Origin of the sequence: Domibacillus indicus, from assembly GCF_000970685.1 — a bacterium.
In the GTDB taxonomy this organism is placed as follows: Bacteria; Bacillota; Bacilli; order Bacillales; family Domibacillaceae; genus Domibacillus; species Domibacillus indicus.
On record NZ_LAJB01000002.1, the window covers coordinates 55,245 to 68,422 of the forward strand.

General features: G+C 47.3%; 15 protein-coding genes. 3 read left to right on the forward strand and 12 right to left on the reverse strand.

Translation table 11 applies throughout. From position 1 onward, the window contains the following. Position 1 precedes the first annotated feature (1 nt). The 6 genes from VP98_RS00505 to bioB all read right to left on the reverse strand — a co-directional run bounded on the left by VP98_RS00505 (position 2) and on the right by bioB (position 3,863). Complete coding sequence (locus tag VP98_RS00505; RefSeq protein ID WP_046173378.1) at positions 2–841, reverse strand: formate/nitrite transporter family protein; 840 nt, start codon at positions 839–841, stop codon at positions 2–4. Between the two features lie 172 nt (positions 842–1,013). After that, complete coding sequence (locus VP98_RS00510; RefSeq protein ID WP_046173379.1) at positions 1,014–1,685, reverse strand: LrgB family protein; 672 nt, start codon at positions 1,683–1,685, stop codon at positions 1,014–1,016. Next, the gene (locus tag VP98_RS00515; protein ID WP_046173380.1) at positions 1,682–2,050 is read right to left on the reverse strand and encodes a CidA/LrgA family protein; all 369 of its coding nucleotides are present in this window, start codon (positions 2,048–2,050) and stop codon (positions 1,682–1,684) included. The genes VP98_RS00510 and VP98_RS00515 overlap by 4 nt, the downstream gene beginning before the upstream one ends. Further along, positions 2,047–2,409: a MaoC family dehydratase gene (locus VP98_RS00520; protein ID WP_046173381.1), complete on the reverse strand. Its 363-nt coding sequence runs from the start codon at positions 2,407–2,409 to the stop codon at positions 2,047–2,049. The genes VP98_RS00515 and VP98_RS00520 overlap by 4 nt, the downstream gene beginning before the upstream one ends. After that, on the reverse strand, positions 2,402–2,797 hold the full coding sequence (locus VP98_RS00525; protein WP_052712067.1) for an FAS1-like dehydratase domain-containing protein: 396 nt from the start codon (positions 2,795–2,797) through the stop codon (positions 2,402–2,404). Before VP98_RS00525 ends, VP98_RS00520 begins: the two co-directional genes overlap by 8 nt. A gap of 70 nt (positions 2,798–2,867) precedes the next feature. After that, a complete protein-coding gene (bioB, locus tag VP98_RS00530; RefSeq protein ID WP_046173382.1) occupies positions 2,868–3,863 on the reverse strand; it encodes a biotin synthase BioB in 996 nt (331 codons plus the stop codon). Between the two features lie 170 nt (positions 3,864–4,033). Here bioB and yidC point away from each other — a divergent pair, with 170 nt between their 5' ends. The 3 genes from yidC to VP98_RS00545 all read left to right on the forward strand — a co-directional run bounded on the left by yidC (position 4,034) and on the right by VP98_RS00545 (position 6,770). Beyond that, positions 4,034–4,798, forward strand: a complete 765-nt coding sequence (gene yidC / locus VP98_RS00535; protein ID WP_046173383.1) for a membrane protein insertase YidC — start codon at positions 4,034–4,036, stop codon at positions 4,796–4,798. Positions 4,799–4,945: 147 nt separating this feature from the next. After that, a complete protein-coding gene (locus VP98_RS00540; RefSeq protein ID WP_052712068.1) occupies positions 4,946–5,641 on the forward strand; it encodes a 5-bromo-4-chloroindolyl phosphate hydrolysis family protein in 696 nt (231 codons plus the stop codon). Continuing rightward, the gene (locus tag VP98_RS00545; protein WP_046173384.1) at positions 5,589–6,770 is read left to right on the forward strand and encodes a toxic anion resistance protein; all 1,182 of its coding nucleotides are present in this window, start codon (positions 5,589–5,591) and stop codon (positions 6,768–6,770) included. Before VP98_RS00540 ends, VP98_RS00545 begins: the two co-directional genes overlap by 53 nt. A 37-nt stretch (positions 6,771–6,807) precedes the next feature. On the opposite strand, the gene brnQ is transcribed toward VP98_RS00545, so the two are convergent. The 6 genes from brnQ to VP98_RS00575 all read right to left on the reverse strand — a co-directional run bounded on the left by brnQ (position 6,808) and on the right by VP98_RS00575 (position 13,061). Beyond that, the gene (gene brnQ, locus VP98_RS00550; protein WP_046173385.1) at positions 6,808–8,091 is read right to left on the reverse strand and encodes a branched-chain amino acid transport system II carrier protein; all 1,284 of its coding nucleotides are present in this window, start codon (positions 8,089–8,091) and stop codon (positions 6,808–6,810) included. Between the two features lie 15 nt (positions 8,092–8,106). Continuing rightward, on the reverse strand, positions 8,107–9,993 hold the full coding sequence (locus tag VP98_RS00555; protein ID WP_046173386.1) for a vWA domain-containing protein: 1,887 nt from the start codon (positions 9,991–9,993) through the stop codon (positions 8,107–8,109). A gap of 1 nt (position 9,994) precedes the next feature. Beyond that, positions 9,995–10,834 carry an ATP-binding protein gene (locus tag VP98_RS00560; RefSeq protein WP_046174062.1) on the reverse strand — a complete coding sequence of 280 codons (840 nt, stop codon included), beginning with the start codon at positions 10,832–10,834 and terminating at the stop codon, positions 9,995–9,997. Between the two features lie 128 nt (positions 10,835–10,962). After that, positions 10,963–11,409, reverse strand: coding sequence for a Rok-like winged helix domain-containing protein (locus tag VP98_RS00565; RefSeq protein ID WP_197076527.1), 447 nt, complete (start codon positions 11,407–11,409; stop codon positions 10,963–10,965). Continuing rightward, positions 11,410–11,619, reverse strand: coding sequence for a DUF6501 family protein (locus VP98_RS00570; RefSeq protein ID WP_046173387.1), 210 nt, complete (start codon positions 11,617–11,619; stop codon positions 11,410–11,412). Beyond that, the gene (locus tag VP98_RS00575; RefSeq protein ID WP_046173388.1) at positions 11,616–13,061 is read right to left on the reverse strand and encodes a bifunctional ADP-dependent NAD(P)H-hydrate dehydratase/NAD(P)H-hydrate epimerase; all 1,446 of its coding nucleotides are present in this window, start codon (positions 13,059–13,061) and stop codon (positions 11,616–11,618) included. Before VP98_RS00575 ends, VP98_RS00570 begins: the two co-directional genes overlap by 4 nt. Positions 13,062–13,178 lie beyond the last annotated feature (117 nt).

Consider the following 13,178-nt stretch of genomic DNA (forward strand, 5'->3'; position numbering starts at 1 on the left):
ATTATCGGCGGCTTTTGCTTGCTTGCAGCAGCTTTAAAGAAATATGCTCTTTGGCTGCTGCTTCTTTTTTTTCAATCGGTTTTGCTAAATACATATAGACCATGCCGACAAACACACTGCCGCCGATGATGTTTCCTGCTGTCACAGGGAGTAAATTATAAAGAGCGCTGGCAGCCGAAATGGTTTCCGGATGCGGTACGGCAAGCGCCAGGCTGAACAATACCATGTTGGCCACGCTGTGCTCAAAGCCGGCTACAACGAAGGTCATCACAAACAGAAGCATTGTAACAATTTTGGCCATGTCCCCTTTCATCTGCATCGGAATCCACACCGCAAGGCAGACAATCCAATTACATAAAATCGCTTTAAAAAACAGTTCGGACACCGGATAGTGCATTTTATGGGCAACAACATCCATTAAGTACTGGGAATTAGCCGGGTCATTGTAAATGCCCGCTCCGCTGATAAACAGACTGAAAGAAACAGCGCCAAGCAGGTTTCCGACATAGCAGGCTGCAAGAACGGCCAGCGCATCCTTCCAGGTTGTTTTGCCGCTGATGGTGCTCATAGTAAAATACATTGTATTGCCGGTAAACAGCTCTGCACCTCCATATATAATCAGAACAAGAGCAATACCGAAGAAAGCGCCGAGCATAAGCGGCACAGCCGGAGAACCTGTGTCATAAAACGGTTCAGCCAGTTTAAAGGAGAGCATGACTGCAAAGCCGATAAAAAAGCTGGCCAGCATTGCTTTTATAACGTATTGTATAGGATTATGTTTTAAAATCGCTGTTTTTTTCTGCGCCCACGCATTAATTTCTTCATACGCTTCTTTGTTCATGTCCTTCACTCACCATTCTTGTTTTGTTTGTGAAATATTTCACAATTAATTTATACTTTTATTATACGCCCCTTCCTCCGAATGTCTATAAAAAAGTTGTCACAACTTTTTGACTGTTTTTAAAGCGGTATCATTTTTGGGATTAAAAAAAGATGGCTTGAAAAAGCCACCTTTAAAGAAGAGGAAAAAACCATGGCAGGATAAGTGCTGTTATGATCGAGGCAAACCCCATCGCAGCGCTGGAAACAGCTCCCTGCACTGGGCCTTCAAGTACCGCCTGGCTTGTACCAATCCCGTGTGAAACAGTTCCAACCGCCAGGCCGCGTGAAAACGGATCTTTCATCCGGAAAATTGTTAAAAGGGGCGGGCCAAATACAGCGCCAAAAATGCCGGCTGTCATAACAAATGCGGCGGCAAGGGCCGGATCGCCGCCGATGATTGCGGCTGCTTCAATTGCCACAGGTGTTGTTACTGCTTTTACCGCAGCAGCTGCCTGAATCGTTTCAGACAAGCCAAAAGCTGCTGACAGCCATACAGCAGAAGCAATCGTCGCCATCGTGCCCACTGTTATACCGATAAAAGCCGGCAAAAACCGCTCCATTAAAACCGCGCGATTATGGTAAAGCGGAACAGCAAGTGCCACGGTTGCCGGGCCCAGCAAAAACGTCATGATATTTTTGGCCGGTATGTATTCTTCATAAGAAACATCCCCTGCCAGAAAAACAATAATGATTGCCGCTGTTGAAGTAAAAACAGGTGTTGTCAAAGGAGAGGAAAACCGGATGGACAGAAGCCGTGCGCCCAGGTAAACAGCAATCGTCAATACAATATATACCACTGTCACTGTTTAGGCTTCCTTTTCACTGTTAAAAAGTGCGAAAGCCCGGCCGTTATAAACAAGCCGATAACGGAGCTGCCTGCAATCATAAAAAACAGCACGAGCCCATCCGAGCGGATTAACTCTCCGTATGCCATAAGCCCAACGGCAATCGGAATAAAAAAGAAGCCCAGATGCTTATTTAAAAAACCGGCGCCTGAACGGATAAAGCGGTCCGGCACCGCTCCTGACAGCAGCAGAAGCAAAAGCGTGACCATGCCAAACACACTTGCCGGGATTGGAATATGCAGGAAAGAAACTGCCCGGGCCGACAGCTGGTAAAGGGCCGTTAAAAACAAAAGCTGCGCAATGAAAAAAGCCGCATTTTTCATTGTTCGTTCCGGTTAACCGCAAACGTGCCTTTCATTTTCACTTCGCCCGTTTCGCTTTCAATGATGATGCTGCCCTTTCCTTCTGCTTCATTGATCCAGCTTCCTTTTACCACAAGCGGCTCATCCGGAAATGTCATTCCTTGAAAACGGACATCATAGGAAGCAAGCGGGACCGCTCCCCACTCTTTTAAAGCCCGGCTGCCAAGAGCCATGACCAGCATTCCGTGTGCAATACAGCCTGGCAGGCCAGCTTTTTTTGCATAGGCAGGATCGGTATGTATTGGATTATTATCGCCGGACGCCTCCGCGTAAGCGCGGATATCATCCGCTGTAATGATCCAGGGAATAGGATTAAACATGAGTGTCTCCTTTCTGCTCAATTAATGTCGAGCGCGAAATAACCGCTGGCTTATTTTCCTTTGTGTAAACTGTTTCCAGCCTGGCAAACGTCATTCCTCTTTTGGCTGTTCTTCCCGCCATATAGACGACTGCTTCGATCTGGTCGCCCGGTAAAAGCGGAGATATGTATTCATACGACTGGCTGCCGTGAAGCACGCAGGCCGGATCAAATTGAAGCAGCTCCGTCAGCTTTTGAAACGGCAGGCCTCCGTGAAAGTCCATGGCTGTTGGAAATGTCGGCGGAAACTGTTCATTCGAATTTTCTTCAAAAACCGCCTGCTGAAACGCCCGCACCCGGTTCGGATCAATCGTGTACGAATATCGATACAATTCTGTTTTTTCCTTCATGCTCTCACCCTTTCTTTTCTTGATTCTACCATACTAAAAGCAAAAAAAGCCCCTGAGAAAGGGCTTTTCGTTAACAGACAGGTTCCTGCTCGTGTGCGTGCTCCACAATGAACCCCATGTCTTCAATCATTTTATGATCCGCTGTTATTTCCTGGCCGGCCGTGGTTAAATAGCTGCCGAGAAAAATCGAATTGGCCGCATATAAGCCGAGCGGCTGAATCGACCGCAGGTTCACTTCCCGGCCGCCGGAAATGCGGATTTCTTTTGAAGGATTGACAAACCGGAACAGGGCAAGCACTTTTAAACAAAAAGAAGGCGTGAGCGGCTTTGCATTTTCCAGCTTTGTGCCTGGAATGGCATGCAAAAAATTAACCGGGATTGAATCAGCATCCAGCTCGCGCAGGCTAAAAGCCATGTTCACAATATCCTCATTGGTTTCGCCCATGCCGATAATTACACCAGAGCATGGAGACATGCCGCTTTCTTTTACCTGTCCGACAGTTTCCGTCCGGTCGTCATAGGTGTGAGTGGTGGTAATGGCGCTGTGATGATTTTTGGATGTATTAATATTATGGTTATAGCGGTCTACGCCCGCTTCTTTGAGCTGGGCGGCCTGTCCGGGCTTGAGGATGCCAAGGCACGCGCAAATACGCATCGGGTATTTCTTTTTTATTTCTTTCACCGCTCCTGTTACTGTATCAAGCTCTTTCCTGGACGGGCCTCTTCCGCTCGCTACAATGCAATATGTATTGGCGCCAAGGGAATACGCTTTTTCTGCACCTGCGACAATCTGCTCATGCTCCATCATCCGGTACTTTTGAATGGGAGCCGTTGATTTGGCTGATTGAGAACAATAGCCGCAGTCTTCCGGGCAGAGGCCGGATTTTGTATTAATGATCATATTTAGTTTTACTTTTTTGCCGTAATAATGGCGGCGGATCTGGAACGCCCCATCAAGCAGCTGCAGCAGTTCTTCTTCCGGGCTTTCTAGTATTTGCATGGCTTCCGCCTGTGAAAGCTTGCAGCCATTTAAAACCTGGCCGGCTAGTTGAGTCCATGTTGACATAAGCATCTCTCCTTTTTTTCCAGATTAAAGGATAAATATTTAATTTGTCAACCTTTTTTAATTTAAAGTTAACAATAAACCTTTTACTCATTCGTTGTTTTCATAGAGAAAAAGGAGTATACTTTTTGTGTCTAAAGGAACTAGCCTGCTAGCAGGCGCAGGAGGAACGAATGTTGAAAAAACCATTAATAGGTGCACTTACGGTCTTATCCGCTTTATTATTGTCAGGCTGCCAGAGTGCACAGACAGAAGGCCATTTTTTTCACGATTATTTAGTGAATCCGTTTGTAGAGCTGATTCACTGGCTTGGAGAAATGCTCGGAAGCTACGGTCTTGCCATCATTGTGATCACGGTTGCTGTCCGGCTTATTCTCATGCCTCTTATGCTTAATTCCATGAAAAAGCAGGCGGTTATGCGCAGGAAGATGGATATAGTCAAGCCGCAGATGATGGACATTCAAACCCGCTTAAAAGCGGCGAAAGACCAGGATGAGCAGCGGAAGATTCAAATGGAAATGATGAATCTTTATAAAGAAAATAACATTAACCCAATGGCGATGGGCTGCCTTCCCATGCTGCTGCAGCTGCCGGTGTGGACGGGTCTTTATTATGCCATCACCATTTCCGAGGACATTCAAACGCATGAATTTTTATGGTTCCAGCTTGGCCAGCCGGATATCGCGATGGCTGTGATCGCCGGAATAATGTACTATATTCAATTCAGGCTGTCCATGCAGACCATGCCGGCTGAACAGCAGCAGCAAATGAAGCTCATCGGCCTGCTGTCGCCTGTCATGATTTTAATTTTCTCTTTTAATGCTCCAGCTGCTTTGCCGATTTACTGGAGTGTCAGCGGCCTTATCCTGATTTTCCAGTCCTGGCTCGGACGCAAATACTTTCAAAATCACCCGCCGGCCGAAGAAAGCGCGAAGTGATGAATGCCCCTTTTTAAAAAAGGGGTTTTTTTAATAGAAAAAACGTAAACACTGTAAAATATGAAACTTTTTCACCGGCCTGTCCGTATAAAGAAATAAAATACGCTCACAATGCTGGGCGAAATGATAAAATGGAGTGGATGAACGATGCGATATTCTCTTTACTGGCTTCGTCGTGCTGCCGTTTCACTCGGAGCGGCCCTTCTTTTAGCGGCGTTGTTTGACGGATTGTTGGCGTATGGAGCATTTGCAGCCGGCTTTGCTGTGGCATTTATGCTGTACACCAATTTTAGCAATAGACGGATCCAAAAAAAGTACGGGCTGAACCGGGGAGAATATTACTATATATTGGATCAGTTGAAAGAAGCAAAAGAAAAGCTGTCGCGGCTGCAGCACTTGTTTTTAAAAGTACGGAGCCTGCGCTCATTAAAACAGATGATTGAGCTGAACAGCCTTGTCAAGCGAATTTATTCTGTTGTAAAAAAAGAGCCAAAGCGTTTTTATGAGATTGAGCCATTTTTCTACTCGCACCTTGACTCTGTTGTGGCGCTTGCTGAAAAATCATCTCTTCTCACAAGCAAAAAAATAAAAGATCCGGAAATGAAAAAATCATTGCTTGAAACAACTGAAACACTCGGCGACCTGTCTAAAACACTTGAAGCGGATCTCCGCCAGGTCCTTGCCCGAGATATTGAGCATTTAACCATTGAGCTCGATGTTGCCAGACAGCAGACGAGCCGGACCAGGCAGCTGATTGATACTGAGACAGTTAAGGAAGGAGAAAAAGAAGATGAACAACGAATTACAACCACAACCGGCACCCGTTACGGGCGCAAAAAATGATGATTTACTAGATGACCTGCTTTCCAATCCATTCGGGGATATGCCGGCAGCACCAAATGCGTCTGCCCCTTCCCAGCAATCAAAACGGCTCGTGGATCTTTTGCCGGATGAGCACCGGCAAAAAGCCCAGCAGCTTGCTTCCCAGATTGATGCCGGCAACCAGCAGGCCGTTTTCTCATTCGGAACTGCCGCGCAGACCAAGCTGTCTGAGTTTTCCCATCATATGCTTGATCACGTGCAGCGAAAGGATATCGGGCCAATTGGGGATATTTTAAATGATTTAATGAAAAGCTTGAAAAACGTGGACCCGGACGAGCTGCGCGATGAAAAACGCAATGTTTTCTCCCGTATGTTTGGAAAAGTAACCGACTCCGTACAGGAGGTTATGACGCGCTACCAGAAAGTCGGCGCCCAAATAGACCGGATCGGCGTAAAGCTTGAGCATTCCAAACGGGGACTGGTTGAAGACATCCGGATGCTTGAACAGTTATACGAAAAAAATAAGGAATATTTTCAGGCGCTGAATATTTACATCGCGGCCGGTGAATTAAAGCTGGAGGAAATTGAAACAAAAACGATTCCAGAGCTGCGCCAAAAAGCGGAGCGGACCGGCGACCAAATGGATTTTCAGGATGTAAACGATATGATTGCGTTTGCAGACCGGCTTGAAAAACGCCTGCACGACTTAAAGCTGAGCCGCCAGATTACCATCCAGAGTGCGCCGCAAATCCGCTTAATCCAAAATACAAACCAGGCGCTGGCGGAAAAAATCCAGTCCTCCATCTTAACGGCAGTTCCGCTCTGGAAAAACCAGATTGCGATTGCCCTGACACTTGTTCGCCAGCAAAAAGCGGTACAGGCCCAAAAAGAAGTGTCGCGGACAACCAACGACCTTCTTCTGAAAAATTCAGAAATGCTGAAGGTCAACTCAATTGAAACAGCCCGCGAAAATGAACGCGGCCTTGTTGATATTGAAACACTGAAGAAAACGCAGGATAACTTAATTACAACTCTTGAAGAAACAATCCGCATCCAGCAGGATGGCCGGGCAAAACGGAAAGCGGCTGAGGACGAATTACTCGTAATGGAAGATGATTTAAAACAGCGTCTTCTCCGTTTAAAACAATAATAATGGCAAAAAGCTGTCCTGAAGCAGGACAGCTTTTTTATTTAGGCTTTATAAGTTTTCCAGCTAATGCTCCTGCAGCAGCCGGAAACACCCAGCCGAGCCCGCTCTCGAAGAACGGCACCCAGCCAATCCACTGTGCAAGCGGGCCTGTGTTTAATCCAAATGCAGCGGCACCATCATAGAGGCTGTATACAGCTGTTAATATCATGGCTCCTGCATACATAAAGCGCGACTGGCCAATCAGCGGCTGAAGCAGTGACAAAATAATCAGAACAATAGCAAAAGGATACAGCATTACCAGGATGGGCACCGAGACAGAGATAATCGTGCTTAATCCCAGGTTGGCAATCAAAAAGCTGATTACTGTAAAAAGCCCCACGTATGTTTTATAAGAAAGGGCCGGCTGCTTTTCCTCAAAAAACTGTGCGCAGGCCGATGTTAAGCCAATACATGTCGTCAAGCAGGCCAGCGCCACAATAATGCCCAGCAGCAGCTTGCCAAATGAACCGAATAAAGCGGAAGAAGCCGCCGTTAAAATAGCAGCGCCATTGTTAAACTGCTCCGCACCCGGCATATGAACACCAATCCATCCAATTGATCCGTATACAACGGCAAGCCCTGCCGCCGCAATCAGGCCGGCTATGCCGGTATAGCGGAGGATCTCCTTCTGGCCGGTAATGCCTTTGCTGCGCAGCGAATTGATTACCACGATGCCAAAAGCCAGCGCCGCAATTGTATCCATTGTTAAATAGCCTTCAATAAACCCGGCTGTAAATGGAGCTTCCGCATACTTTTCGGCCGTGTCTCCTGCCGGGTGGTCAAACTGGAAAAATGCCGCCACACAAAGAGCGGCAATGGCGAGCAGCAAAACCGGTGTTAAAAACTGGCCGATCATATCTACAAGCCTGGAGGGATTTAAGCTCAGCACGTATACAAGCGCAAAAAAGAAAGCGGTAAACACAAATAAAACAAGCCGTGATTCGCCATCAAAAAAGGGAGCCGCCCCCATTTCAAAGGCGACACTCGCTCCGCGCGGGATGCCAAAAAACGGGCCGATTGCAAGATAAATAAGCACGGCGAACATCAAACCAAACAGCGGGTGTACACGGCTGCCAATTGACGTAATGCCGTCTTTTGACAGCGCAATAGCCAGCACAGCTAAAAACGGAAGGCTGACGCCGGTTATGATAAACCCGGTAATGGCAGGCAGAAACGATGACCCTGCCTCCATACCAAGATACGGCGGGAAAATTAAATTTCCGGCACCGAAAAAAAGAGCAAATAACATAAGCCCGATGAGAACAATATCGGTTTTTTTCAAGATGAAACGTCCTTTCTAAATGCTGTCGAACAGTAATTTTTTTAAAATTGGTGCCAAAACGTGCGGAAGTTCGGAAACATCCGGCGCCATAATCGATCCATGTCCATAGATCGTCTTCATTGTCTCCCGGCGCGCTTCATCAAGTGCTTCATCCCCGATAAATAAATTAAACACCGTCATGCCTTTTTTGCGCGCTGCCATGACAGCCTCGTGTGTATCGAGCACGCCGTTTTTATCATAATCAGCGGCAGAAGGCTCCCCATCAGAAAACACAATCAAAAACTTCCGCTCTTCACTGCGGCGCTCCATTTTTTCAATCGCCAGGCGCAGCGCAAAACCATCACGATTGTCTTCTTCTGGACGAAGCTGCATAATCGCGTATCCGGTTTCCGCCTGATAGGATGAGTGAAATGGCACAGCAGTCAAAAAGTAGTTCGGCTTAACTTCTTTTGACAGAGATGAAGTATCTTCCCAAAAACCGGTAATTTCATGCGGCACTCGAAGCGCCGCCAGCGTTTCATGAAACAGGACCGCACTTTTTTTCACGTCGTCCATTTTATCATACATAGACGCCGAACTATCAATTAATAAATAAAAAGAAGCATTAATTTCTCGGGAAGGCTCCTGTTTTTTAAAGAAAAGGCGCGGATTATCGTCGGTATAAAACCGTGTCAGCTTCCGTCCAAGCCGCCCTGTCAGCAAATCGGTCCGAGGACTTGTTTTTTTCTTTTCAATTGATTTTTGAATCATTCGTTTTAATGTTTGCACAACCGGCGCGGTTTCTTCTTTCATCTGCCGGTACTGCTCCCGCTCTGCATCGGAAGCAGGGCGGGGCTTTTCGTAAATGGCTCTGGCACCGATATTTTCTTTCCCGTAGCGGGTATCATCTGCTTTTGATTCCGCATCCCGCCGTTCGGCAAGCAGGCGGCTGTACTGCTCGCGTGAGGATTTCTTTGATTTCCCCTGCACGGAAGCAAGCGCAGCGTCCCCTTCCTCCCCTTCCCGGGCTGTATTGCCTATCATGGGCGTTTTGGTTCCCTGATCAAGATCAAACTGCATAAAGGTTCCGCGCGTTTCTTCCGATTCCCGGTGCCAGGTGGAAAACTGCTCCTCAAACCGTTCATGCTCGTCTTCTTCCTGCTCATCGTCATTGGCGAGCGGGTCCTGCCGCCTGCCCGGGTCTGCTGCTTTTTCTTCGGCCGGAGTCTCCCGATAATCCGGAAGGTGGCTATACGTATTCACCATATCCCGGACTTCCAGCTCTTCAAGCACTTCCGCTATATCTTCTACCATTTTGATCACATCTTTTGTAGAGCGCGCATCAAACAGCATCCGTGCCGTCCGGTCAATAAAGGGCAGGGCGCCGTCAATTCCTGGATAAATGTCCGGCCACTCAAATGGCGTATCTGCCTGCCATAGAACGAACAAAGCATTATAAACGGCATCAGAAAAAAAACCTTTTGAGCGGTTAACCGACAGCTGCCCCTCATGATAACGCCTCATTACCTGTTTCCGGAGGCCAAACGCTTTCTTCGTTCCCGGGCGCTCCTGAATACAAAGAGACTCCAGCCGGATATCTTCCGCGGCTGCAAGCAGCTGTCTGGCAAATCCGTCCGGATACCGCTTTGTAAAGGCCTTAACGGCTGCCTCGTCTGTCCACTTGCGCGTTCCAAGCGCACGCAGATAAATGTCTGTTTTCATTCCTGCCGTTTCTTCCTCGCGGGAGCGGTGATTCCAGAAGTGGCTGACGAACAAAACAGCCGGCTCCTTTTGAAAGTACGCAAGCGGGCCGTATTCTACTTTTAAATCAGGGTTTTCGGATAAAGCGGCCGCGAGATCAGACAGCTCCATCCAAAAAGCGGAATTCACTGTTTCATCGTTAAACTGGATAAATCGTTCCACGTCACACAAACCACGTTTCTGCCGCGTTCATGACGGCGGCTTTTTCACGTTCATCATCAAGCTTGCCCGCAATCGCACTTTCAATTGCCCGGAGCGGCGGAATATACAGGGCAAGGTCGCATGCGTCGACAAGCGCACGGATAGAAGAGGCTTCCTCAGGCAGACGGCCGCTTTCGACAAGCGTTGTTAAATCACGGGATAATGAAACAAACTGGCGAAGGAGAGGCTCATCCTGCAGGATGGACTGCTGCTTCAGCACCTGAAGCAGGATATCTCCTGAAATGTATGGAACATCAAAGACGATAAACCGGTTTTTAAGGGCTTCATTCATCGGTGCGGTACCGGCATATCCTTCGTTCACAGCAGCAATAACACTGAACGTCGGCTGCGCCTGCACAACCTCTCCTGTAAACGGGTTCGTAATCTGGCGGCGGTAATCAAGAACGCCATTTAAAATGGGCAGTGTTTCGGGCTTGGCCATATTAATTTCATCAATGTATAATAAGTGCCCCTTTTTCATTGCTTGAATCACAGGACCTTCAACAAAATCAATCTGCGTTTTTCCATCTTTCTCCACAATGGTTTTAAAGCCAAGCATTGCTTCTGCATCCAGGTCGACGGAGCAGTTAATGCTGTGAACAGGCTGTCCGAAATAAGCGGCCAGTGACTCAGACAGCTTTGTTTTTCCGGAGCCGGTCGGCCCTTTTAATAAAATATTTTTACCGAGCGCGAGAGAAACCACCGTATCCGTTACCAGATCCTCGTCCTGGGCAATATATGCTGCAGAAAGCGCCGGTGCTTCCTGCCCAAATTGCTCTTTTCTTTTTTCTATTACATTCATTATTTGTTCTGGCAGTGTTGAAATGTTCAAAAAAAATCTTCCTTTCCAATCGCTTTGCACGCTTCATATCATACACCCATAGAGGCATATAACGCAAAAAAAGCGGGCCAATCCGCCCGCTTTTTTGCTTATACATCATATTCGTAAATGTAAAGACCCCGTCCAAGCTTGCGAACGTGTGCATTTTCACGCTCCAGGCTGTTCATAAACGTTGTCATATTGGCAATTTTTCTGCCGGCCTGCTCCTCCACGTACCGCTGCAGTTCAATACCGCGAATCGGCGTGTTTTGTTCTTTTAAAATGCGGATTGTGGTATCCCGAAGCTCTGTCAGCCCTTCACTCCGGCGGCCGCGCCTTGCTTTCGGCGGCGCGGCTCCCACTGTAGTGATAGCCGCCACTTCAATGTGGTCTTCTTCCCCTTCGTCCAGCTCTTGCAGCCTCGTGAAAATGGCTTCCCGTTCTTTTTTAAATTCCTGCATTACGCGTATTTCCGCATCTGCTAACTGGTCAAGCCTGATTTTTAATGCCATTCTTTCATCAAACAATATTTTCGCCCCCTGTAGCCGTACGTTCATTTATCCGTTCGCTTCTTCGAAATAATCTTTATAGAAGCCGGACACACGGCCTTTGTTGTCAACAACAAAGTAAAATTCCTCTGTTTCATTTTTCACATCGTATACCTGGCCTTTTGTCAAAACGTTTTCCACCACATATTTCTCGGCATTGGTATGAACGCATGTGACTTGTTTCCGTGTTTTTCTTTCATTCCAGTTTAAATGGATCATTCGTTTGCCTCCTTTATTAGTTCATTTATTGCATCCGGGATCAGCTGATGAATGCCAAGCGGGCGCATTGCCTGAGCCGGGTATGTGCGCTTCCAAATATCCGCGCACTTTCCATGCAAATAAACAGCATCCGCAACAGCCGTTTTTACATCGGGATTGCGCATAATAAGCGCCAGAAGAATGCCGGTTAATGTATCGCCGCTGCCGCCTTTTGAAAGGCCTTCATTGCCCGTTGCGTTAATATAGCCGCTGCCATCTGCAAACGCTGTAACCGTGTATTCCCCTTTTAACACCACCGTGACCCCATGCTCTACCGCATAAGCGGATGCTTCCTCCAGGCGGTTTTTCTGAATATGACCGACTGATTTTCCGGTCATCCGGGAGAATTCCCCCGGATGCGGCGTTAAAATGACGGGACAGGATGCTTTCTTCCAGCTTCTTTCTCCAAGCGCTCCTGCATCGAAAACAGCCGGCTTTGTTTGCTGCAGGAGAAGCCTGACGATGGTATCCATCTTACCATCTGCTGCTCTTCCGCATCCAGCAGCAAGCGCATCAAAAGAGTGATCCGCTTCGATGCCTGTTCCCAAATCATACATGGCTTCCGGAACATGGGACGCGATGACAGGAACTGCTTCTTTATCGGTCTGGACCGTTATTTTGCCAGCTCCGCATGATACCGCTCCCAGTGCTGCCAGAGCGGCACTTCCCGGCATTGTGCCCGTTCCAGCAATCAAAAGCCCATGGCCAAATGTTCCTTTATGAGCATTATGGCCGCTGTAGGAAAAAGACGCTGTTGTCCGCGATGGTTCATATACACTCCAATTAGACTCATGGGGAAGCCCAATATCTACTAATATGGATTCCCCGTAGCAGGCGGCAGCCGGGTATAAAAATCGTGACGGCTTATATCCATGCAGTATGTAAGTTTTATCCGCCTGAACAGCAGAATTATCACAATCTCCCGAATCAGAGGCTGAACCGGTTGGCAAATCAATTGAAAGGCGGTGCGCTTTTTGCGCGTTGATCCAATCCGTACATTGCTTTACCTGAGCAGACAACGGAAGCCTTGTCCCGGCCCCCAAAAGGGCATCTACAATAACAGTCGCCGTTTTTTCCTTCTGATCGGTTCCATATGAATAGCCAAGCGCTTCGTAATACTGTAAATGGCTGATTGAAGGACCTGTTTCCGGAAGGCCAAGCGGAAAATAAAGGCTGCAGTCTGCACCCGCCTGCTTTAAATGGCGCGCCAGCACAATCCCATCACCGCCATTATTGCCTTTTCCGGCCACGATTAAAAAAGAATGCTTCTTTATATTATAAGAAGCGGAAATGTTCTTAAACAAACCAGCACCGGCAGCTTCCATCAAAGTAAAAGCAGGCAGGCCTTTTTCTTCAGCATTCTGATCCATTTGCTTTATTTCACTACCCTTATAAATATACAACATAATGCCTCCTTTTTCATGATTTTATGTAAATATTTCTAAAAAATATTTAAAGTTCTGGGAATATTATAACATTTTTCTATATGCGGCTGTTATTGATTGCCTTTTATCAGATAG